The following is a 22,341-nucleotide window of genomic DNA, read 5'->3' on the forward strand; positions in this document are numbered from 1 at the left end:
TTATGTTAAGATTATAGCAAAACTTAAAGTGAAAAACTCTTAAAGGTTTGTCAATGTGGGCTTGGGGATTCTTCCGCCATGTTTTTGTTTTGGCAGTTTTGAGTGGTGCGGTGGTGAGTGGGGTAGTAGCCAAGCCAAACTTGGCAGAGTGTATGGATCCTAGTCACTTTAATTTGGAGCAAAAAAAAGTCTTGGTCTATGCCTACCATTATGGTTCTAAAGAAAATTTAGGCTATGAGATGGCGGCCATTGCATGGAAAGAGTCGTGTGCGGGAGCTTATCGAGTCGATTTTGATGAGACGAGTGCGGGGATTTACCATGCCTATATCCCAGCTGTCTTAAAGTTTTACAACGAGGGGCAGACTCCTTTTATGAAAAGTTACTATGGTGATCTACTCATTAGGGATCGCAATTTTGCCTCCCGAATCGCCCTAGATACTTTGGTCAGTTTCAAGCGTATCCACAAAGGTAACCTCAAAGAGATGATTCGGGCCTACTATATCCAAAGAGCCAAACACCCCGCTATGGCTAACCAAGAAGCCGATGAATATTACCAAGACCTCCTAATCAAGATCAAGACCCTACAAAGCCTTATGCCCACCTTAGAGCATTTTGTTAAAGAACATGAGCATAAGCCCAAAACCCCCCTCTACGCCCAATCTGAATTGCCCTACCAGCCCCCCAAACAAACCAAAAAAAAACCGCCTAGAAAAACCTATAAAAAACCCTCTAAACCCAGAACAACCCAGCACCACAAACCCAAGCCTAAAGTGGAGCAAACCCACCACATACAGCCCAAACCTAAAAAGCGTCAAGAAGACGATGGAATTTTCTTGATGCAAGAAGCCCCGGTATTTTAATGCAAAAAACATTGTTGATCATCACCGATGGGGTGGGGTATAGCGACATAAAAGAGGGCAATGCCTTTTACCATGCCAAAAAACCCACCTATGATTGGATGTTGGCTCATTTGCCCCATAGTTTATTAAGCACGCATGGTCTTAGCGTGGGTCTGCCAGAGGGGCAAATGGGCAATTCTGAGGTGGGGCATATGTGCATTGGGGCGGGGCGTGTGCTCTATCAAGATTTAGTCAAAATTTCAAAGGCGTTTGAAGAAGATTGTATGGAGGATAACCCCGCCTTTAGGCATGTGGTGGAAGACTCCCACATTGTGCATGTGCTGGGCCTGATGAGCGATGGGGGCGTGCATGCCCATATCGATCACCTCATTGGCATGGCATTACTCTTAGAGCGGGTGGGCAAGAAGGTATGGTTGCACTTGATTACCGATGGGCGCGATGTGTTGCCCACCAGTGCACTAGAATACCTCAAATTAATCTCTTGCATTTGCAACCACAATATCGCCATTGCCACGATTTCTGGACGCTTTTTTGCCATGGATCGCGACAAACGCTATGAGCGCATTTTGTCAGCCTATGAAAGTATCGTGCATGCCCAAAATAAAACCATGTTGAGCCCCTCAGCCTACATTGAATCCATGTACGCACGCAATATTTACGATGAGTTTATACAGCCAGCTAGTTTTGGGCACTACAAGGGCATGTTTGATGGCGAGGGGGCTATTTTTGTGAATTTCCGCAGTGATCGGGCTAGGGAGCTCACCCAAGCCTTAAGCGGGGATTTGGACATGTTTAGGGGGCTAAAAGAATGTGGAGCGGGTGCACCCGAATTGGTGATCGCCACGATGACCAGTTATAGTGCAGATTTTAAGCATCCGGTATTTTTCCCTAAGCTGGAGATTACAGATACGCTTGCCCAAGTGGTTTCTCAAGCCAACTTAAGCCAAGTACATATTGCTGAGAGTGAAAAATACGCCCATGTGAGTTTCTTTATCAATGGCGGGATTGAAGAACCCTTCCCCAATGAGGAGCGCATTTTAATCCCTAGCCCCCAAGTCCCCACCTACGATCTCTGTCCGCAGATGCGCGCACCTGAAATCGCTCAGGCGATCATCTCTAGCATGCGCGCAGGCAAGGATTTAATCATCGCCAACTTTGCCAATGGAGACATGGTTGGGCACACCGGCAATTTTGAGGCTTGTATCCAAGCCATAGAGGCTTTGGACAGTGCGCTAGGTCAGGTGCTCAAAGTGGCTCAGGAATTGGGCTATGCCATGCTTTTAACTAGTGACCATGGGAATTGCGAACAAATGCACAGCACCAAAGAAGGCGTGCTCACCAACCACACGACCAACCCGGTTTATTGTTTTGTGATGGGTCAAGATGCCAAACAGATCAAGTCCGGGGCACTCAACCATGTCGCTGCTAGTGTCCTCAAGCTGATGGGTTTGCCCATTCCTAGCGTGATGGACGACCCCCTATTTTAGGGGATTGTGCTAATCACCAGGCCCTTGGGCGTGAAGGTAGCAATTTGCTTGGTGCAATAAAATGCGGGCAGGGGACAATACAGGCTATCTTGTGGGGCGTTTTGGATATGGAAATGCCCCTCAATGACCCCCTCTTTACCACACACACCTTTGTGGTAGTGTTTTAAACGCTCTTGCTTAAAGCATATCCAGTCTGCCGGACTTAGATGCCATTCTCTGATCTTTTTCTTTTTGATGGGGCGGGCAATGTAGGGGTAAAGTTGCCTGATACGATCCAAAAAGCCTAAAATTTTGCATGATAGCCGGTTAGATAAAAGACGGATATACAATTCATACCCCCAGCCTAGGAACAAATCGCCATGGGCCAGTAGGTAGGTTTTGTCTTGGTAGGAAAAGGCTAGAGGTTGGCAGTTGCGTGGGTAAATTTGGGCATGTTGGGCTAGACCTTGCCAATACCTTAGTCCCATATCGTGATTACCCTCTAAGTAAAAAAGAGTGCTTTTTTGGCTAAGGACACGCAGTTGCTCTAAAATTAAGGCATGGGGCTCATAGCTACTGCGCACACTCCCCATTAAAATTTGGAAAATATCCCCCATCAGGAAAAACTGGGGAGGAGGGTTGGCAATTAAGCCATCAAGCAAACAAGGGAGGTGGGGGCTACCCTCTTGGTGGTGTGCATCGGCAACAAAGATCGCCCCCTCCGCCAAAGTCTCCACAAAGGCTCATCCCCCGCCCATGAATTGCAAACACTCCAAGCGATCATTTTCTTGCAAAGAGGTGTTGCCCCATTCTTCTTTTTTGACAACCCTTTCATTCAAAGCCACCGCACAAACGCGTTTTTCAATGCCCAAGGTCTGGATCAACGAGTCGATATTGGATGCAATGACCTCTTGGGCTTGCCCGTTAATGAAAATTTGCATACACTGCCTTTATAAAATAATGCACATTATAACAAAAACCCCGTCCATTCAAAGCAAAACAAGCACTCTTTTAGCGTGATCTTTGGCACGGACATTATAGAGTGCATGCAGGATCACGCCCTCTTCATCAATAACAAAGGTTGAGCGGATCACCCCCTCGATCTGTTTGCCATACATGTTTTTGACCCCATAAGCCCCATAAGCCTTGATAGTTTCCAAATGCGGATCGCTTAAAAGCGTGATCCCTAGTTGTTCAGACTCAATAAAATGGCAATGACTCTTGGTATCATCGGGGCTGATCCCGATAATCACCGCCCCTCTTTGTTGGAACTGGGTTTTGAGCTGGGTAAAATCGCGTGCCTCAAGGGTGCAACCCGGGGTGTTATCTTTGGGGTAAAAATACAACACCACTTTTTGCCCGCGTAAATCCTGCAAAGAAACTTGTTTGCCTTGAGAATCCAACAAACTAAAATTAGGGGCTTTGTGCCCAAATTGTAAAGCCATATACACTCCTTAATACAAGATCACTGCGACCGCTCTATAAAAATCACTTTGGATGTGGATCGCTACAATGTCCCGGTTCAGCCATCTTTAATTTGGCTACCGCTACCCGACCTTTTTCTTCATCAACTAATTTCAAATTCGCACCCCCGACAAATACCCCGACTTTGATATATTGGCGGACAAAATAATTTTTGCCAGATTCCATATCAAGGCTTAAGGCATTGGGGGAGAATTCGGATTCGGTTGCAATGGTGTGTTTGCCTGCTGGCAACCGCATAAAGAAAAACACTTTAGGTGCCGACTCGCCCAAACATTCGCCATCAACCCAGATATCTTTTTTTAGAATGCTACCAAAAATACCATCACGATAAACATAGAGTCCGGCTTGACCCATTTCAGGCGCAACAAATTTTTTAGCTTCTTGAGCAAGTGATGATGGTGCTATTCTCACTGTAGCACAACCATAAAACAACACCAAAATAGAGCCACATAAAAACAACTTTTCAGTGCCACATAGATCATTTTTCCCTCTGCTTTGAGCGTGGTTTTTGCTTGCAAGCACATCATTTCTCCTTAATACAAAATCACGCACACCACCATAGGTCCATGCACGCCAAAGACGGTTTTAAGCTCAATATCGGCTGTGCGGCTAGGCCCGCCAATGAGGAGCATATTAGTCGCCAAGCGATCGGGGTTTTGGGCCTTGAGGGTTTCTATGCCTTCATGGAGGCTTTTAACCAGCGTGCTTTTTTCCAACAAGAAAACACATTTGAGTGTAATAAGCGAAGTTAATCTGGGCGCAAAGCTTGAAGAGAGCACGCCCACCATGCCCAAGTTAGCAATCCCGCATGTGGCTTTGAGCACCGAAGTATCGACATGAAAAAGAGTGTCTTTAATCTCCTCCACACTTTGGTTATAGGGGATTTTCACCCATGCATGCTGGCTATCTAACTCATCTAAATCTAGTGGCAGGTCAGTAGCGTGCAAAATCTTTTCACTCTCAAAACCCACCAAAACTTCTTTTAAATCTTGAGCCAAATTCTCTGGGCTAGATTGCACCACTTGGGCGCGATTCAAGGTTTGGAAGTGGATATACTCCTCGAGCAAACTCTCTTTTTCATCGCGTAACATATTTTTAAAATGCACTTCCTCATGGGCGATGGTGTGCCTTTTGAGGGCATTTTGCACGCGCTCTAAGACAACAGGCTTGCTACTCATAAACCACTCCTTGTAACTGCTTGACTTTAGCATGCAGACCGGCGTTAATGGCGGGCATGTTGCGATGTTTGAGCCAAATTTTAAGCACTGGAGTATAACCGCCTAACCATTTGCCCAAAGGTGCTAGCCAGCCATTGATTTTTAAAAACGCCCGCCACAAAGCTCCATTAGAAGCCATTTTGGCAAAAGCTTTCATGGCTAACTCCTCTAGCTTGCTGTGTTTGGTGTCCTTGTAGCCACGTACCACGCCCCGCCCTTCATGGGCTTTCTCACAACGCAAATCCCTAATGAGTTCAGGCAAGGGGATCTTCACCGGGCAGACCTCCCCACACCGCCCACACAAACTACACAAATTAGCAATGTGATCGTAATTATCCAGCCCAAAGAGTTGGGGGGTGATCACCACGCCAATAGGTCCGGGATAAGTGGCCAAGTAGGCATGCCCGCCGATTTTGTCATAAACTGGGCAGTGATTAAGGCATGTCCCACAGCGAATACAACTCAGTGCACGGTAATATTTTTCATCAGCTAGGATATTGGAGCGGTTGTGATCCAGCAAAATGATATGGGCTTCTACGGGTCCGTCTAAATCCCCCTTTTGGCGCGGACCAGTGATGATATTTTGGTAGCAGGTAATGGGCACACCCACCGCACTAGGTCCTAGCAAACTTACCAAAATAGAAGCATCTTCAAAACTCTCAACTAGCTTTTCAATCCCGCAAATAGCGACATGGATATCACAGGCGGTGGTGGTCATGCGCCCATTGCCCTCATTTTCCACCAACCAAATTGCCCCCTCGTTGGCAATGGCAAAATTCACACCCGAAATCCCCATTTTAAAGCTTTTAAACTCCTCGCGCATGTGTTTTCTGGCAATGCCGTTGAGCTTTTCAGGCTCGCTCTCCAAAGGGGCGTTTAATTTTTGGTGGAAAATCTCGCCCACTTGATAGCGGTTCTTGTGGATGGCGGGCACCACGATATGCACGGGGTGTTCATCAATGAGTTGGATGATCAGCTCGCCCAAATCGGTTTCTTTGGCGATGATGCCTTTTTCTTGCAAGAAATGGTTTAATCCGATCTCCTCGCTCGCCATCGACTTACCTTTTAAGATGCGATCGACCTTTTTTTCTTTGGCTAGATTATAGATGATCTCATTGGCATCTTTGGCACTGCTGGCATAATGCACGATAAAGCCATTGGCTTTAGCCTTTTCCTCAAAGGTTTGCAAGTAGTGATCCAGCCTAGCCAACACCTTGAGTTTGGCATTTTTGCCCAACTCTCTGAGCTCCTCCCAATCGTGGTAACGATTAGCGATCAAGTTTCTGCGGTTTGTGATGAGGGTGTCCATTGCCGATCGCAAATTCGTGCGTAACTGCTCATCTCCTAGCTTTGCCCTGATCGCCTCTTCATACTCTTGTGCGCTATGGGCTATCATGCTAGACCCCCCGGAGCAACCCCCACCCTTTGTGCTAAAAAGTCATAAAAATGCATCGCTTTAGTCTGGCTTTGCATTTTGCTCATCGCCCCACTGATGTTTAACAAACAACCCGCATCGGCGGCTAAGACATACTCTACTTGCCGACTCTCAATGTCTTTGATCTTATCTTGCACCATTGCAAAGGAAATTTCGGGTTCTTTGATTGCAAAAGTCCCCCCAAACCCGCAACACTCCTCCTCGCGCTCCAACTCCACCAGTTCGACATTTTCTAGTTGGGCGATGATTTTTTTAGCACTCTGAATCACCTTGGCCACCCGCAAAGCATGGCAATTAGAATGCCAAGTGATTTTGACCGGTGCACCAGTATCGGTGTAGCGCACCCCTAATTTTTGATCCAAAAACTCCGAGAGTTCAAAAACACGCCCTGCAAAGTGCGCTACCTCGTCATAATGGGGGCTATCCTCAAAAAGTTCTTTGTAATCATGCGCCATCATGCCCACACAAGACCCGCTAGGCACAATGACGGGATAATCCTCGTTAAAAAGCTTGAGGTTGTGCAAAATGACTTGTCTGCTCTGATCGTAGTATCCCGAGTTGTAACTGGGTTGCCCACAACAGGTTTGATCCTTTTTAAAGATCACCTCCACCCCCTCTTTGCGCAACAACTTGATACAATTCACAATGGTTTGACTATAGACCACCCCACCTAGACATGTGGCAAAAAAATAAACTTTCATAACCATCCTTAAAAACTCATCATATCCCTAATTATAGCTAATTTGTGTTTCAATTGGTAAAAAATTCTGCCAAAATTTCTCCCTCTTTGGGAATAGGAAAAAAGATATCGAGGTTGGGGGAGATAAAAACGCGACTACCCTCCCTAATCACCACAACGGGTTTTAAATTGCTCTTATCTTTGAGGATTTGGGCGACAATTTGGTTCAAACCCATGCCACTTTGGCGGGTGAGTTGCATCAAGAGATAATCCCCAAAAAAGTTATTACGCCCGGTTTTGTTAGCAATACCCGCTGTGAGCGCAATTAAGAGTCCATTTGAGAGAGTGGAGACTAAAAGAGGGAGTCCATAGCGTTGGAAATTATGGGTCATCATCTCGCCGACTAATCCGCTATAACCCTTTACATCTGCACTTTTGGCATTGGTAAGCATGATGTTCACGCCATGTGGGGTGATGATGCGTGTCCAAACAATGTCTAGACGGTATTCTCCAATTTTGTTGGTGTTATTGTAATACCCAATCACCTTAGACCCTTTGGGGATGAGCACGGCTCTGCCCATGTTGGCAAAAACATCGCTCTCTACTTGGGCGATCACCTTGCCAGCCAATTGGGAGCTAATTGGGGTGATGAGAAAAGCTGGGATGAGCTTATCAGCTGTCATGGTCCTCAATAGTTTATTCTCATGGGTCGCTGTATCTTTTTGGGAGAGATTATCAAAGCCATGTGTACCATAGTCGGTTAAATCTATCGAGTCGGTTGTATGGGTCTCTTCTTTATGGGATTGGGGCTCTAGGGGGGCAAATGGCTGGATACGCGTAGCTAGAACCTCTAAAATTTGGGGGTCTTCTAAGGGCTCTGGCTTTTGGGGCGGGGGCTTAGAGGGCTTTGGAACGGGGGCTTTGCGTTGGGCTTCTAGCTGGGCTTGGAGCTGTTCTATTTTGAGTGCATCGGCTTTTAGTTGCTCTTGGAGGCGTTGGTAATCTTGGGGCATGGGAGCTGAGGCTGTGAGTTTGGGAGGGATAAAAATATAATCGGAGAGCGGATAGCTCACTTCTTGTAACTTGGGGGCTTGGGGAGGCTTGGGTTTATGATGGATGACAAGAGAGGCACTAAAAATACCCACCCCGGCTAAACTCCAAAGGAATATTTTGCGCCACATTAGGGTTTTTTCTTAAGATTGCGCCTAATACAGGTGTGTTGCTTGCCCTCTCTTAAAGTCCATTTGTCCGCAATATCCTCAGCGACCAAATAATCCCCCACAATGCGCGTGTTGATGGGGTTATCATACCCATCAATCACCTTATAAGCGACAGGGAATTTGATTTGGGAGGCGCGGTGATCAAATTTGAAGTAAGTAAAGTGTGCGTCATTAAAAATCTCTAGAGGCTTGATGGGCTGGGAGGTGGCGACTTTGCACAGCCACAGACAAAACCAAGCGCGTTTTTTATGCCCTAAGATGCGATACCCACGTTCAATCTCCTTTTTGGGGATCAATATCGTATGCGCACCCTTACCAATTTTAAGATAATGCGCTTCATCATCTAAGCTAGGTTGCTTTTCTTTGGGCAAATTCTCTGGAGTTTCTGTCTCTAGGGGTTCTTCTTGGGGTTCTAAAATGGCTAGGGGTTGCTGGACCTGAGAAGCCTGATCCAAAAAATGTTCATTAGAAATATAGACATGGAGTGTGGGGTATTTAGAGCTAGTAAAAGTGGTGGAAAAAATATAAAAAGAGTAAATTTTACCGCTCTTGCCAATGATGGTTAAATTCGAATCAATGCCAATTTGTAAGGGCTTGACCAATAAGACATTGCTTACTTCGTGTCTCTCCTCGCCTAGTAACTTTGTGCTAAAGCCCACATGATCGCCTAAGATCACCTCTTGGATAGGCTCGCTAAAAACCAGCGTGGTTACCATTGCATAGCGCAGGCGGATCTTATAAGTCTGCCCCAAGTGGTAATCAATAAAAAGCGTGTTATCAAGCTCTGTACGCTTTTTGTGGAAAAAACTCCCCTGAATAGCTTTGAGGTCTTGCATAGAGGGGGTAGGGGATTGTTCCTCTTCTTCGGACACAGACTGGGCACAAAGCCTAAACACGAGGATACTCAAAGCCCCCAAGAGGCGCAAACCTAGCACACAACCCTCCACAAAGGCAAATTAGGCCTCTTTTTTGCGCACCTCTTTAATGCGGGCGGCTTTGCCTTTGCGGTGGCGTAAGTAGTAGAGTTTGGCACGTCTGACTCGCCCCACGCGTAAAACCTCAATGCTAGCTAGACTTTCAGAATAAAGGGGAAAAATCCTCTCCACGCCGACTCCATTTGCGCCGATTTTGCGTACGCAAAAAGTGCAACCTACGCCCGATCCACGTAAACTAATACAAACTCCCTCAAAAAACTGAGTCCGCATTTTATCACCCTCTTTAATGCGGATCCCCAGTTTGAGCGTGTCGCCGGCTTTAAAGCGGGGGGGTTGGGTTTTGATTTGGTTATCCTCAAAATGCTGGATATAGCGGTTTTTCATACTTGGCCTTTTTGATAAAGTGAATCGAATACCATGCGTTGCGACCTATTGAGACGATACAGACTAGGGCGGTAGTATTGGGTCTTGCAAATAGATAAATCACGCATAACCGATCTCATTTTAGCATGGTTGCCCTTTGAATACTCTGAAATAGTGGGCATATCTGCACAACTAGGCGTATTTAAGCGATCGGTATTGGCAAAATGGGGGGCTTCTAAGAGATGTTCTTCAAAGCTCTCATGTTCTAAAGATTGGCTATTGCCCAAAGTGCCCTCTAAATGGCGCGCCACGCTGTCGCACACACACAGTGCGGCTAATTCCCCCCCAGTTAAAATGAAATCCCCAATGCCCAACACTTCATCGCCATAAGTCTCAATCGCACGCTCATCAAACCCCTCGTAACGCCCACACACCAAGACTAAATGTGGATAGGTGGCTAGGCGTTTGGCATCGCTTTGATTATAGGGCTTGCCACTGGGGCTTAAAAAGATCACATGCCCTTGCCCCACACTCCTTAGCGCATTTTCCAGCATATAGGGGTCTAAAATCTGCCCAGCCCCCCCGCCTATGGGCGCAAAATCGGCGCGTTGGTGTTTGTGTGGGGAAAAATCCCGTATATTGGCAATCTCCAAGCTAAAAACCTGCTTGTCTAAAGCACGCTTTAAAATGGAAGCTTGGAAATAGGGGGCAACCAGTTCGGGAAAAAGGGTTAAAATGCTAAAACGCATACCAACAACTCTTAGGATTGTTCTAAAAGCCCACGGGCGTGCTGGGTGTAGATACGCCTATTTTCTAAGTCTGTGTGCAGAATATAGACATCAATGTAGGGGATTAAAAATAACTTTTTAGGGGTTTGCACATACAAATAATCCGTGCCAGCCAGACGCTCAATGCTAGCCACCCGACCCAAGACCTCCTCCCCGTCCAACACCTCTAGGTTTAAGAGTTGGCAGTATAAAAACTCACCCTCTTGCAAGTGGCAATATTTTAGCGTCTCTTCTTGACTCATCGCCAAAGTGTGCAAACTGAGCAACCTTGCCTGCTCCCTACTGGCGATCTCATCAAAAAAAATCAGTGCAAGGTCATGACTGTAGTTTCTGATTGTCAGGGCATGTACAGGGCTTAAAGATGTGTAGGCATAAACATGGGCTCCAGCCACTAAGCACTCCAAACAATCGCTTTGCAAAAAGAGTTTCAAGCCCCCCAGCAACCCCACACTACGCCCTAAGCGCCCCACCACCAATAAATCATCTGTTTGCATCACAAAACATAGGGGTTTTCAGAGGCGAGCACCACAATCTTATAATTCAAACCATTCTTGGCTTTTACCCCCGAGATAAAAGCCTTGATCGCGCTCACCATCTTGCCATCCTTGCCAATGACCCGCCCCATATCCACTGGGTTAGTGTAAATACAAAGCTCCTTAGTGCCTTCTTCAAGCATCTTTGATTTGACCTCTAAAACCTGTGGGTAGATTACAATCTTTTTGCAATACTCTTGCACGAATTTTTCGACAAAAAAATCCCCCTCTATTTTGCTCTCTTGCTCTGGCAAACCTTAAGCCTTTGAGCCTTGAGAAGCCAACTTTTCCACCCTCTCGCTCATCTTGGCACCCACACCCTTCCAATAATCCAAACGCACATGGTCAATCTGCACCACCTTAGGATTACTCAAGGGGTTGTAGTAACCAATGGATTCAATCCAACCCCCATCGCGACGTTTTCTTGAATCAGTAACCACCACCCGGTAAAAGGGCTTTTTTTTACGCCCCACGCGCGTTAATCTAATTGTTGTCATCCAAAACTCCTTTCATGCTAAAATTAATCTCCGCCATAATAAACCAATGCTGACCCCCAAGTCAAGCCCCCTCCAAAAGCATCCAAAAGCATCAAATCGCCCTTTTTGAGCTTCCCTTGTTCGTAAATTTCATTCATCGCCATGGGGATGCTGGCTGCCGAAGTGTTACCATACTTTTGCACGGTGAGCACCACCTGTTCTTGACTAAAGGCTAGCTGGTTTTGCACGGCTTGGATGATGCGCAAATTGGCTTGATGGGGGATAAAATAGGTGATCTGTTCGGGGCTAATGTTATTGGCACCTAAGATATCTTCAACATCTTTAAGCAAAGTTTTAATGGCTAGCTTAAAAACTTCATTGCCCTTCATGCGTAAAGTTTGGCTTTGATCGCAAGATTCAATGAAAGCACTTTGTTTGAGTGTTCTGGGCGTGTAAAGATAGTCCGCATAAGCTCCGTTAGAGGCGATCTTAACATCTAAGATACTCTCTTTAGGGTTGTCTGTGCGCGCAATCACACATGCCCCCGCTCCATCACCAAAAAGCACGCAAGTGCTACGATCCTCAAAATCCAAAACACTACTACACTTCTCCGCCCCCACAATCAAAACATGCGCATACATGCCACTTTCTACAAAGGCTTTGGCAGTGGCTAAAAGATAGATAAACCCACTACAAGCTGCCACAATATCCATGCTAGGTGTGTTCTCTAAACCTAATTTAGCACTCAGGGTACAAGCCGTCGAGGGCATGGCTAAATAGTCTGGGCTGAGCGTACCCACCAACACTAAATCAATTTCCTCTTTGCTTAAGCCAGCCCGCTCAATAGCGGTTTGAGCAGCTTTGACACCTAGATCGCTACTTTTTTGCTCGGGCGTGGCAAAATAACGGGTCTTGATCCCTGTGCGTTTTTGAATCCACTCATCGCTTGTGTCCAACAAGCCCTCAAAGGTGCTGTTATCCACGCACTTATCAGGCACATACGCAGCGACAGATTTTAGCATCGCATAGGGCATGTTTCTCCTTTCAAGACTCATGGGAGGCTTCCTCATCTAAAGGCTTATGGCTAAAGGCTAGTGCCATTTTTTCGCACACATTGCTTTCTTTGGCTTTAATGGCTTGGTAAATAGCACACTCGATTGCACGCGCGTTGCTCTTGCCATGGCTGATGATCACCGTTTTATTCACACCCAGCAAGGGGGCACCGCCATACTCGGCATAGTCAGTTTTTTGCCTAATGAGGCTAAAGGCCCCTTTGAGCAACAACGCCCCCAACTTAGCTCCCAAGCCATTTTTGACTTCATTTCTAAATACAGAACTGATCGCGCTAGCCACGCCCTCTGTGGTTTTCAACACCACATTCCCTACAAATCCATCGCACACCACAACATCGACGGCATTGACAAAAATATCATTCCCCTCCACATTGCCCTTAAAAGCCGAGGCGTTAGCGTTGTTGGGCTCTCTGTGAAAAAGTGGATATTGACTAATGAGTTTAAAAGCCTCCTTAGTGGCTAAAGACCCCTTGCTATCCTCCTCCCCGTTGGACAACAACCCCACACTAGCGTTCTCATAGCCCAAGACACTCCTAGCATATTCATAGCCCATAATGGCAAAATCCAACAAGTATTCTGGCTTGCAGTCTGTATTGGCCCCCACATCTAATAGGATACTTGCGCGTTGCCCCACAGAGGGCATGAGCGTGCAAAGTGCTGGGCGACTAACCCCTTTAATGCGCCCTAACTTGAGCGTAGCTAGCCCCATAGTCGCCCCACTATGCCCAGCAGAAACCAACGCATCCGCCCCGTTTTTTAAAATGTCCATGCCCACAAAGATCGAGGTTTCTTTACGCTTGAGCGCATCGGTGGCCTGCTCTTCCATGCGGATATAATCGGGACAATCAATAATCTCGACCTTAGAGGCTAAATCTTTGGAGATCAAAGCCTTTGCTTTGGTGGCATCACCCACCAAAACCGGTTCAAACACTTGCGTACCTAGAGCCTTAGCAACGCCCTCAACAATGGGGAGGATACCTAAATCCGCTCCCATGAGGTCAATCACAATCCTCATACTAGACTCTATTTGTAATTGCCCGTAAATTTGTTAATAAAATGAGGGAGCTTCCAGCTCCCATCTTTATCTTTAACGGGTGTTGCCAATTTGGCAGTATAATGCGTGCGTCTCTTCCTCGCTCTTGTCTTGCTCACGCGTCTATCAGGAACAGCCATTGTTTCTCCTTTGTTTATGAATTAGGCAAATAGTGGTAGTCCGCTTGGATGGACTGCATTTCGGAGTCTAATAAGGCCTCTAAATCAATGCACCCATCTAAACTTTCTACCACATCCATTGTTTCCATACAGAACCCATTTTCTAAGTAAATTGGCTCTTGTGCCTTTGCGGGTTTGTAAATGCCATCAGAGATAAGCAAGCGCAAGTCCTGAGAAATGGGCTTATCAAAGATGGTCCCACTCAAAGCGCATGGCACGCTCAAAACCCCATGCAAATGACCCTCTAGCAAGTAAAGCTTGCTCCCCACCCGACTGACAAGCCCTTCTAACTCTATGCGTTCCAACTGGCAGGTAAAGGGCTTGGCACGCATGCCTATTTTCCTCATCTCTAAACGCAAAAAACCCTCTAGTTGCCAAAGAAAAAGGCGATCTCTTGCTGGGCATTTTCTTTGCTGTCACTCCCATGCACCACATTGGCATCAATGTTATCCGCAAAATCCGCACGAATCGTGCCCGGATCTGCTTTTTTAGGATCGGTAGCCCCCATTAATTTTCTGTTTTTTTCTACCGCTTTTTCCCCCTCTAAAACCATCACCACCACATCCCCACTGGTCATAAAAGCGATCAAATCCTTGAAAAAGGGGCGATCTTTATGAATGGCGTAAAAATCCTGCGCCTGGGTTACACTCAAGTGCATGCGCTTGATTTTAACCACTTCCAAGCCCGCTTCCTCAAAACGGGTAATGATCTTCCCAATGATTTTCTTTTTCACACCATCGGGCTTGATAATAGACAGGGTCCGCGTCATCATGGTCCTTTAAAATCGCATTCAAGCCGGGCATTATAGCAAGTCTTAGCTTAAAAAAGGGCGGGCTAGCCTCCCGCCCCTATTTTTAGGCCGCCTGCTGGAAATAATAAATCTTATGGTGGTAAGCCCTAAAGAGTTTGCAACACAAAAGGTGTAAGATAATCGCCCCCACAAAGGGTAAAACACCATAGGTGAGCACCACGCGCATTAAAGGTAAATCCAGCTGGTTTAGCAACGCCTCTTCATAAGCTTTGATGGGTCCTATGAGTCCTACAATCCCAAACCCCGCACTCTTGGCATCACCAGTAATTTGGAAAAAATAAGTGATAAGACCTGCTAGCACGCCATTAGCAAAAACACAAGTGCTCATAATGGGAGATTTGAAAAAATTGGGGATCATCATTTTCATCGCTCCTAGCAAGATCGCCACGCTCACTCCTGCCCTATTCTTAGCCAAGAGCGAGCCTACAATGAGAACGGCTGTCGTGCTCACAACGCCCATATTAGCCGCTCCTGAAGCCAAACCGCTAATGCCAATGATTAAGCTCACCGCGACCGTGGAGATTGGCGAGATGATGATGAAGGCATAAGAGATAGAGATGAGTATGCACATTAAAAGTGGGTGTAGCTGGGTGAAATACATGATGGCTTGCCCAATTTGCAGAGTTACGCCAGTGGTGTAGGGCAAAATAAGCAAGCCTACAAAGCCACAAAAAACCCCCACGGCAATGGGCTGTAAAATAATGGTGAGCGATCCAAACCTATCGCCTAGCCATTGTGTGATTTTCACAGCCAAAGCGACCACAACTAAGACGGTGAGCAAATCCCCCACGCCGGCTAGTACAAGTCCATTGGGCGTGTGTTTCACCACTCCAGAGGCAATAAAGGCTGCTGCTCCGATAATGCTGGATTTTAGGGGATTAAAGTTAAAATTAAGCCCCACTAACACGCCGGTAATGAGTGAGAGCAAGGCTTGCAAGATCACCAGCGCATCTACAAAGAGCCCAACGGCATGGATATGGGCATAGGGCTTGAGCAAGCCCCCCAAGATTGCATTGGGTGCTAGAGCGATCACCACGGCTATTGCCATCCCCGATAAAAGCTTGAGTAAAAAATCTTTCATCTAAGCTCCTTTAAGAGACCTTAACAATCCAACCCTCGGGCGCAGGCGCATCACCTAACTGGATATTCACAAGGGCGTGGTAAAGCTGTTTGGTAACTGGTCCTGCCTCTGTTTGGCTATAAAAGACATGCATTTTGTCTTTGTAAAAAATCCCGCCCACAGGCACAATTACCGCAGCCGTCCCACACACTCCTGCCTCGCTATATTCATCTAAGGAATCGATATAAACATCACCTTCTAGCACTTCGATCCCCAATTGCTCTTTAGCCAAATACAAGAGGGAATATTTGGTGATACTAGGCAAAATAGAGGGCGATGCGGGGGTTACCAACACACCCTTTTTAGAAATCGCATAGAAATTAGCCGCCCCCACTTCTTCAATTTTGGTGTGCGTGGCGGCATCTAAATAAACACAATCGCTAAAATTTTGCTCCTTAGCCAGTTTGGCCGGGAGTGCGCTAGCTGCGTAGTTGCCCCCCACTTTCACCGCTCCTGTGCCTTGCGGTGCAGCGCGATCATAGTCAGAAACAACAAAATTAGCCGGTTGCAAGCCTCCCTTTAAATAAGGCCCTACAGGCATACAAAAGACAATGAATAAAAACTCTCGTGCGGGAGCCAAACTGATCTCAGCTCCCACGCCCAAGACTAATGGACGGATATAGAGTGTCGCTCCCGAACCATAGGGACCTACCCACTTAGCATTAGCCTTAGCCACTTGGATACACGCATCAACAAAAAAATCAACGGGCACGGGTGCCATTAAAAGACGTTTGCAAGAAGCTTGCAAACGTTTGGCATTCTCTTCAGGGCGGAATAGATTAATCGATCCATCTTTACAGCGATAAGCTTTAAGACCCTCAAAACATTGTTGCCCATAATGCAGGGCGGGGGCACATTCATGTAAAGTAATTTGGTTATCCTCAATTAGTTCTCCAGCAGACCATGACCCGTTCTTGTAGCGGGCAACAAAACGAAAATCAGTTTTGACATAAGTAAAACCTAGGTTGTTCCAATCTAAATTGGACATACATCTCCTTTAAGTGATTGTCGTGGGAGATTATATAAGACCATCCCACCTCTTTAATGATAGCAGATTTTTAATCCATTAGTCCAAAAATCTTATGGGGTAAGCAAATTAAAGGGTTTTAGACGTGCGCCAGTGTGCAGGCAAAGACAACGCGTGCCCCAACATTTTTGAGAGTTTCTATGGCTTGTTGCATGGTACTGCCCGTAGTGAGGATATCATCAACTAAAAAATAGGGCAAGTTGGGATCGCCTTTAAAAACAAAATTTTTCTTGTTCTCTTGGCGGAATTTTAAACTCTGCCCAGCGTAAGTGATGGGGTTTGTGGCTTTAAGTTGGTTGTATTTGGCTTTTAGGTAAGGTTTGAGAGCGGCACAGAGAGCGTGCAAAATAACGGCAGTGTGCGCATAACCCCTTTTGACATGATCATCAATCCCCACACCATAAAGAGTGGTCTTAGGCAGGTGAGGGGCTAGCTGCACAGCACAACGGCGCGCCAAAAGAGCCAAAACACGGCTACCCAATGGCTGGTACTTGCTTTTAATCAGCCACTCAATTTCCTCATACACATAAAAGCTATAAATGGGCACGCCCTCCAAGGAGCGCACCACCAAAGAGGGGCACAAGTCTGCATAACAGCGTGCACACATCAAAGTTAAAACCCATTTCCCACACACCAAACAACGCATCACAGATCGCCTAGAAAGCGGGCTAGCTTAGGCAGTTGGGCTTGCATGCAAAGTACCTTAGCTGCTTGGCTGGCTTGTTGCTTGTAGTGTCGGATTTGATCCATGTTCAAACCAGCCAAGGTCTCTAGCAAGCTAGCATGGCTAAAATCAAGGCTGGTTATACCCATTTGGTGGGCTTCTAGCAGGGATTTTACTTCCATTAAGGGTGTGCTGATCACACCCAAGGCACTTTGAATGTATTCAAAAAACTTATTGGGGAGGGCATACAAGTGATTAAGAGAATTGTTGGGCAGGCTTAAAAGTCCCAAATCAAAGGGTTGGCTTGCAGGGATGATCTCTAAAAATCCCACAGGTTTAAGGAGTTTGATGGGCACACCTTGAGCTTGCATGCGCGTAGCCCTAGCCTTAAAATCTTGAAAAAAGGTGGGGTGTTTGCTTAAGACCATCAAGCTTAAATGATAGGGTAGGGGTAAATCTTTTAAATTTTGAGCCAAATCTAAAAGATTGTGCGAATCGCGTTCTTTAGCGATTAGCCCATGGTAGAGCAAGCGGATAGGGGAGCTTAGGGGGCTAGGGCGCAGATTCGCATAAAAAGGGGTCGAATGCCAAATCAAATTATGGGCGGGGTTAAAGTGGGGGTAATTTTGGGCATAAAGCTTGGCGATGGAGGCATTCACACTAAGACTCTTGTGGGCATAGCTTAAATAGTGGGTGCAGATATGGTGGAAAAGGGGCGCGCTGAAGTGCTGGGGATTAACCAGTGCGGGGTAAAACTCGCGCAAATCCACAATGAGGTTTTGCAGGCGTGTGTGTTCTACAAGGGTGGGCAACAAAGCCAAATCTTGCACAAAAACAGCCTTGAGATAGATTTTTTGTCTTTCTAAGCGCGCTTCAAGTTGGTTGAGTTGCCGCGCAAGTTCTAGGCGGTTGGGCGTGAAAAGCAGGGGACTAAAGTGTTTTTTGGCAATGCAGTCAGTGATTTTTTGGGTTTTTAGCAGGCTTTTATCTAAGGGGGGGAAACTCAAAAAGGTTACCGATGGGGATAGAGGGCATGGAGGGGGGGATAACACAAATAGGGGCGTGTGGGGGTAGAGGGCTAGTAGGGCTAGGCTCAAGCGGTAGGCTCTAGGGCTAACACTTAGGGGGTTTTCAGCGAGCAATAAAAAAGCAGGATGCATTAGGGTTTGTGGTTTGTGATCGCATAGGAAGCCACGACTTTATTTTTGTAGCGGATTTTAATCTCTCCTTGCTTTTTTTGTTTGATCAAAAAAAGATCAGGACGCTCTTGGATGCCATAGAACTTCAAACGTAAAGCCATTTGTTCGGAATCCACATGGATGGCATCAATGCCCTTTGCCTTGAGGGCCGTGGCTAATTCTTTGGCAATATAGTGGGTGCTGACAAAAGGATTATATCCCCCCCATAAAAACGCGCTCTCTAAAAAAAGTGTGCCAAAAACTAAACTATAGCGGATATAGTAATGGCTTCTAAAGACGGGCAAATGTAAGCGGATACTCGAGAGGACTTTTTGGAGCAAAATGGGCATGCCCACAGCCCCATAGCTCAAAAATTGGGGCGGGAGTTCTTGGCGCAAGGAGAGTAACAAGGGCAGAGCAAACCCAGTTGTTGCCACGATGCCTATTAGGCTATCTTGTTTGTAGTTTTTCACGACTTGGGCATAGAGGGCATAGGGGTAGTAAAGACACAAGCAAGGCGAATAGAGAACAAACATCACCACTAGGGTATCAATAAAAAAACCCTCTGGCATGCCCTTGATAGACCTAAAATAGTAGAGATTAAAACCCAAAGCCCCTAGCAAAAGCGCCATCTTTAGCGTGTAGCGTTGTTTGAGCGTATAGAGGCATAAACCCATTAACAAAACTATTGTGCTCCCATCTGCAAGGGCAATCACCACCACAAGGGGGTAAAAAACCCATGTATAAAAACCCAATAATGCACAAAATGAGAGGGTGAGCAAGAGGCTAACCTTGCCTAGCAAGATCGCCCCTAATTGCACGCCCGGGAGCAAAGCAAAGGTGAGAGCCACAAAAAGGGGATCATAGGGCTTTTTAAGGGGCATTTTGTGGCTAATGTGGTAAATTAAAATAATGTTGAGCCCGTGTAAAAACAAACCGGGCAAGCGCAATACCAAATCTTTTGGCAAGGTACACCCGACTCTTTCCACAAAGGCATGCAGGGCTTGGAGCAAGAGGCGATCGGCTAAGAAACGAGGCGTGCTAAAATAAAATAATGCTTCTTTATAGCTAACCGAGATTTCTAGGCTTTTATAGATACCCAAAGACAGGGAAACCCCCACAATCAAAGCTAGGAGAATGTAGTAAAGGGGCTTGGAAAGAATGTTTTTAGGGAGCGTGTTGGGCGCGCTCAAAATAGCTTTTGGTGTTCTACAAGCATGCACTTATCTTCCACCACGACCACCCCATTTTGCTCTAGTAATGCTTTAGCTTCTGCATTTTTAATGCCTAGTTGCATCCAAAAAACAAGAGGGATGGGATCATTTTGTAACATCTCTTGAGCAATCTCCAACACCGCTTCTGGTTTTCTAAAAACCACCACCACAAAAATCGTTTCACCCTGTTTGTGTTTATCTTGTAGGGCCGCACTCAAGGTCTTATAAACCCTTTGCCCCAAAATGGGTTGGGAGTCATCGGGATAAATGGGCGTGATGTGGTAACCTTGTTCTTGCAGATATGCAGCGACTCGGTGGCTTTCTTTAGAGGGATCGGGGCTCAAACCTACAATGGCCAAATATTTATACTGCAAAATCAACGCAGGAGTGGAGCGATCGCCATGCTCGATGTCAAAATCCATATCTAATCCTTTGCAAAAAGAATCATTATATCCCAAGAATGTTAATATCACTTTTTGCGCGCATAAGAAGCGATGAGCACGCCTGAAAGCACAATCAATCCCATGCCAAGCCCCTCCAAAAAGCCCAGCCATGGATCACCTAGCAACATCCCAAAACTCACACTCCAAAACAAACGGCTATAGATCATGGGCGAAATCGCCCCGGCTGGAGCAATCATGTAGGCTTTGGTTAAAAAGTATTGCCCAAAAGTCCCGGTTAAACCCATCCCCATTAACACCCAAAGATCCCAATGCCACCAAGCTCCGTTAAAGCGCATGGGGTGATAACCTGTGGCAAAGGGAGGAAAGTCAATCCAGAGCCCCACAAAACCAATGCAACTCAAGCACAAGCTAAAGATAAAAACGACAAATGCGCCGTTATAATATTCCTTGAGGCGATACAAGCTAGTGTAGGCGATGGCAACTAAAACCCCATTGAGCACGCCAGAGGCAACTTGCACCCAAGTTAGCCCGCTGGTATGGGGGTTAGCTACAAACACCACACCCAAAACGCCAATTACACCAGCTCCAATCAAGCGCAAGCTCACCGGTTCTTTAAAGATTAAAAAAGAGATTAAAATTGCATATAGGGGGGAACTTTGGTTAAAGGCACTAGCCATGCCTAGGGGCATGGTATAGACATTGTAGCACATCAAGGTCATGCCCAAAGCCCCCACAACCATGCGCCAAAATAGCAAAACCCCGCCACCCTTTTTGTAAGCCCGGAAGCTAAAGGGCTTGATAAAATAGAAGAATCCCAAAAAAAGGAGCGTGAAAAAGGCGCGGTAAAAAATATTCTCCAAGGGCGAATAATAGGCACTGGCAATTTTGATCAGGGCGTTCATTGCCCCTAGACTAAAAGCACTCAAAGCCATGTAAAGCAGACCCAATCTAATATCCATGCGCACTCCAAAGACCTATGTTAGCACACCTCTTTAAATTTTTTGGAGCAACTCTAAGAGCACAAGTTGGTTTTGCTGGGCACAGAGTTCTTGGGCGGCTTTTTGGGTGTTGTGCTTGTAAAACTCAATATCCTCATGGCGTAATTTGTGCAGTGTGAGGGCTAAATCTTGTGGGCTACTGGTTTGGCTCACCACCCCGATTTGGTATTTTTCAATGACGGCCTGCATTTCCACATTGGGCACAGCACACAGAGCCAAACGGCTCTGGATATATTCAAAAAACTTATTGGGCATGGCGTGCTTGATATTAAGATTGATAGGCGGGCTAAAATACAGCCCGATATCAAAGGCATTGCTAAAGCTAATGATCTTTTTAAACTCCACTGGGGGGATGATTTTGATGCGGGTGTGTGTGAGCTTGGCTCTGAGCTCCTCTAGGCGTGCAGGGGGGGCAACCAGCATCAAGGTCAGCCAAAAGCGCCAATCGCCTAAATGATCGCTCAAATATTCCATCATGGTTTGCAACCCCTCAAAACTGCGGTTATAGCTCGCACCCCCATGGTAGATCAAGTGGATTTGATCGGGCTTGGTGGGTGTGGCCTTAAGTTTGTGGTAAAAGGGGTAGGAATAAAATACGCTACTGGAAATCCCATGCTCACTCTCATAGAGCCCCTGTACGCCTTTAGACACACTCAAAATATGATCGCATTGTGGCATGTAGGTGTTGGTTAAACGGGTGAAAAAAGCTTTAAAGAGCCAACGCCAACGGATATTACTGCTATCTTGTGCCGGGTAGTATTCGCGCGCATCTAAGATCACCTTGGCATTTTTCTTGTAAGCTAGCACGATGGGCAAGAGCACCAGATCAAAGCAAAAGATAAAATCAAAGGCATGTTCGCGCAACACTTCCACAATTTGGGCACGGTTTTGGGTGTAGATGAGGGCGTGATCGTTTTGCAACCACACATCAATATAAAGCTTGCATTCTTGTAAAAAATTGCGCTTAGGGTAGGGCGGGTAAGTGAAAATCTCTAAATCCTCTTGAGGGGGCAGGGGTATTTTGCTAATGCCCATCACGCTGATTTGGTGGTAGGGTTTTAAGAGTTTTCTGAGGCGATAAGGGCGCGGGCTATTTAAGGGGTGGGCAGCCACTAATAAAAGCGTGCGCGGGGAATCGGGCATCATGTTCCTTTTTTGAGGCGTTATTATACAAGAAAAGCCC

At 46.3% G+C, this 22,341-nt stretch carries 29 protein-coding genes; 2 read left to right on the plus strand and 27 right to left on the minus strand.

Annotated features, from left to right (window positions below):
- Positions 1-53 precede the first annotated feature (53 nt).
- Both FNE76_RS02500 and gpmI read left to right on the plus strand, forming a co-directional pair.
- Positions 54-860: a hypothetical protein gene (locus FNE76_RS02500; RefSeq protein WP_143928361.1), complete on the plus strand. Its 807-nt coding sequence runs from the start codon at positions 54-56 to the stop codon at positions 858-860.
- The gene (gene gpmI, locus FNE76_RS02505; RefSeq protein WP_120947922.1) at positions 860-2,347 is read left to right on the plus strand and encodes a 2,3-bisphosphoglycerate-independent phosphoglycerate mutase; all 1,488 of its coding nucleotides are present in this window, start codon (positions 860-862) and stop codon (positions 2,345-2,347) included. The genes FNE76_RS02500 and gpmI overlap by 1 nt, the downstream gene beginning before the upstream one ends.
- On the opposite strand, the gene FNE76_RS02510 is transcribed toward gpmI, so the two are convergent.
- From FNE76_RS02510 to FNE76_RS02640, 27 genes are all read right to left on the minus strand, one after another.
- Entirely contained in the window at positions 2,344-3,063 is a 720-nt protein-coding gene (locus FNE76_RS02510) for a metallophosphoesterase (protein WP_120947921.1), read from the minus strand. The genes gpmI and FNE76_RS02510 overlap by 4 nt on opposite strands.
- A 6-nt stretch (positions 3,064-3,069) precedes the next feature.
- On the minus strand, positions 3,070-3,267 hold the full coding sequence (gene thiS / locus FNE76_RS02515) for a sulfur carrier protein ThiS (RefSeq protein ID WP_120947920.1): 198 nt from the start codon (positions 3,265-3,267) through the stop codon (positions 3,070-3,072).
- Between the two features lie 48 nt (positions 3,268-3,315).
- On the minus strand, positions 3,316-3,771 hold the full coding sequence (bcp, locus tag FNE76_RS02520; RefSeq protein ID WP_120947919.1) for a thioredoxin-dependent thiol peroxidase: 456 nt from the start codon (positions 3,769-3,771) through the stop codon (positions 3,316-3,318).
- Positions 3,772-3,814: 43 nt separating this feature from the next.
- On the minus strand, positions 3,815-4,363 hold the full coding sequence (locus tag FNE76_RS08415; RefSeq protein ID WP_205585514.1) for a DUF2846 domain-containing protein: 549 nt from the start codon (positions 4,361-4,363) through the stop codon (positions 3,815-3,817).
- On the minus strand, positions 4,345-4,989 hold the full coding sequence (locus FNE76_RS02530; RefSeq protein ID WP_120947918.1) for a LutC/YkgG family protein: 645 nt from the start codon (positions 4,987-4,989) through the stop codon (positions 4,345-4,347). Before FNE76_RS02530 ends, FNE76_RS08415 begins: the two co-directional genes overlap by 19 nt.
- Complete coding sequence (locus tag FNE76_RS02535; RefSeq protein WP_120947917.1) at positions 4,982-6,424, minus strand: LutB/LldF family L-lactate oxidation iron-sulfur protein; 1,443 nt, start codon at positions 6,422-6,424, stop codon at positions 4,982-4,984. The genes FNE76_RS02530 and FNE76_RS02535 overlap by 8 nt, the downstream gene beginning before the upstream one ends.
- Positions 6,421-7,164, minus strand: coding sequence for a (Fe-S)-binding protein (locus FNE76_RS02540; protein WP_120947916.1), 744 nt, complete (start codon positions 7,162-7,164; stop codon positions 6,421-6,423). Before FNE76_RS02540 ends, FNE76_RS02535 begins: the two co-directional genes overlap by 4 nt.
- A gap of 49 nt (positions 7,165-7,213) precedes the next feature.
- Positions 7,214-8,323, minus strand: coding sequence for a DNA type IV secretion system protein ComB10 (locus tag FNE76_RS02545; RefSeq protein ID WP_120947915.1), 1,110 nt, complete (start codon positions 8,321-8,323; stop codon positions 7,214-7,216).
- The gene (locus FNE76_RS02550; RefSeq protein ID WP_407925309.1) at positions 8,323-9,288 is read right to left on the minus strand and encodes a TrbG/VirB9 family P-type conjugative transfer protein; all 966 of its coding nucleotides are present in this window, start codon (positions 9,286-9,288) and stop codon (positions 8,323-8,325) included. The genes FNE76_RS02545 and FNE76_RS02550 overlap by 1 nt, the downstream gene beginning before the upstream one ends.
- A 30-nt stretch (positions 9,289-9,318) precedes the next feature.
- Positions 9,319-9,681: a 50S ribosomal protein L19 gene (rplS, locus tag FNE76_RS02555; RefSeq protein WP_120947914.1), complete on the minus strand. Its 363-nt coding sequence runs from the start codon at positions 9,679-9,681 to the stop codon at positions 9,319-9,321.
- Positions 9,678-10,409, minus strand: coding sequence for a tRNA (guanosine(37)-N1)-methyltransferase TrmD (gene trmD, locus FNE76_RS02560; protein ID WP_120947913.1), 732 nt, complete (start codon positions 10,407-10,409; stop codon positions 9,678-9,680). The genes rplS and trmD overlap by 4 nt, the downstream gene beginning before the upstream one ends.
- 11 nt (positions 10,410-10,420) lie before the next feature.
- Positions 10,421-10,942 (minus strand): ribosome maturation factor RimM, encoded by a 522-nt coding sequence (gene rimM / locus FNE76_RS02565; RefSeq protein WP_120947953.1) that lies wholly within the window; start codon positions 10,940-10,942, stop codon positions 10,421-10,423.
- Positions 10,942-11,235 (minus strand): KH domain-containing protein, encoded by a 294-nt coding sequence (locus tag FNE76_RS02570; protein ID WP_120947912.1) that lies wholly within the window; start codon positions 11,233-11,235, stop codon positions 10,942-10,944. The genes rimM and FNE76_RS02570 overlap by 1 nt, the downstream gene beginning before the upstream one ends.
- 3 nt (positions 11,236-11,238) lie before the next feature.
- The gene (gene rpsP, locus FNE76_RS02575) at positions 11,239-11,478 is read right to left on the minus strand and encodes a 30S ribosomal protein S16 (RefSeq protein WP_120947911.1); all 240 of its coding nucleotides are present in this window, start codon (positions 11,476-11,478) and stop codon (positions 11,239-11,241) included.
- Positions 11,479-11,501: 23 nt separating this feature from the next.
- Entirely contained in the window at positions 11,502-12,491 is a 990-nt protein-coding gene (locus FNE76_RS02580) for a beta-ketoacyl-ACP synthase III (RefSeq protein WP_185962972.1), read from the minus strand.
- A 10-nt stretch (positions 12,492-12,501) separates the two neighbouring features.
- Positions 12,502-13,545: a phosphate acyltransferase PlsX gene (gene plsX / locus FNE76_RS02585; protein ID WP_120947910.1), complete on the minus strand. Its 1,044-nt coding sequence runs from the start codon at positions 13,543-13,545 to the stop codon at positions 12,502-12,504.
- Positions 13,546-13,553: 8 nt separating this feature from the next.
- Positions 13,554-13,703, minus strand: coding sequence for a 50S ribosomal protein L32 (gene rpmF, locus FNE76_RS02590; protein WP_120947909.1), 150 nt, complete (start codon positions 13,701-13,703; stop codon positions 13,554-13,556).
- 14 nt (positions 13,704-13,717) lie between these two features.
- Positions 13,718-14,101 carry a DUF177 domain-containing protein gene (locus FNE76_RS02595; RefSeq protein ID WP_120947908.1) on the minus strand — a complete coding sequence of 128 codons (384 nt, stop codon included), beginning with the start codon at positions 14,099-14,101 and terminating at the stop codon, positions 13,718-13,720.
- An 8-nt stretch (positions 14,102-14,109) separates the two neighbouring features.
- Entirely contained in the window at positions 14,110-14,514 is a 405-nt protein-coding gene (ndk, locus tag FNE76_RS02600; protein ID WP_120947907.1) for a nucleoside-diphosphate kinase, read from the minus strand.
- Between the two features lie 82 nt (positions 14,515-14,596).
- Positions 14,597-15,634: a PTS sugar transporter subunit IIC gene (locus FNE76_RS02605; protein ID WP_120947906.1), complete on the minus strand. Its 1,038-nt coding sequence runs from the start codon at positions 15,632-15,634 to the stop codon at positions 14,597-14,599.
- Positions 15,635-15,644: 10 nt separating this feature from the next.
- A complete protein-coding gene (locus tag FNE76_RS02610; protein ID WP_120947905.1) occupies positions 15,645-16,661 on the minus strand; it encodes a branched-chain amino acid aminotransferase in 1,017 nt (338 codons plus the stop codon).
- Positions 16,662-16,779: 118 nt separating this feature from the next.
- Positions 16,780-17,346, minus strand: a complete 567-nt coding sequence (locus FNE76_RS02615; protein ID WP_120947904.1) for a ComF family protein — start codon at positions 17,344-17,346, stop codon at positions 16,780-16,782.
- Entirely contained in the window at positions 17,346-18,524 is a 1,179-nt protein-coding gene (locus FNE76_RS02620; RefSeq protein ID WP_120947903.1) for a capsular biosynthesis protein, read from the minus strand. Before FNE76_RS02620 ends, FNE76_RS02615 begins: the two co-directional genes overlap by 1 nt.
- On the minus strand, positions 18,524-19,765 hold the full coding sequence (locus FNE76_RS02625) for a hypothetical protein (protein WP_185962973.1): 1,242 nt from the start codon (positions 19,763-19,765) through the stop codon (positions 18,524-18,526). The genes FNE76_RS02620 and FNE76_RS02625 overlap by 1 nt, the downstream gene beginning before the upstream one ends.
- Entirely contained in the window at positions 19,732-20,178 is a 447-nt protein-coding gene (locus FNE76_RS02630; RefSeq protein ID WP_120947901.1) for a CoA-binding protein, read from the minus strand. The genes FNE76_RS02625 and FNE76_RS02630 overlap by 34 nt, the downstream gene beginning before the upstream one ends.
- 47 nt (positions 20,179-20,225) lie before the next feature.
- Positions 20,226-21,119: a DMT family transporter gene (locus FNE76_RS02635; protein ID WP_143928362.1), complete on the minus strand. Its 894-nt coding sequence runs from the start codon at positions 21,117-21,119 to the stop codon at positions 20,226-20,228.
- Between the two features lie 33 nt (positions 21,120-21,152).
- Positions 21,153-22,301, minus strand: coding sequence for a glycosyltransferase family protein (locus FNE76_RS02640; protein ID WP_235852331.1), 1,149 nt, complete (start codon positions 22,299-22,301; stop codon positions 21,153-21,155).
- Positions 22,302-22,341: the final 40 nt, after the last annotated feature.

Source organism: Helicobacter mehlei (assembly GCF_007280785.1).
Classification (GTDB): domain Bacteria; phylum Campylobacterota; class Campylobacteria; order Campylobacterales; family Helicobacteraceae; genus Helicobacter; species Helicobacter mehlei.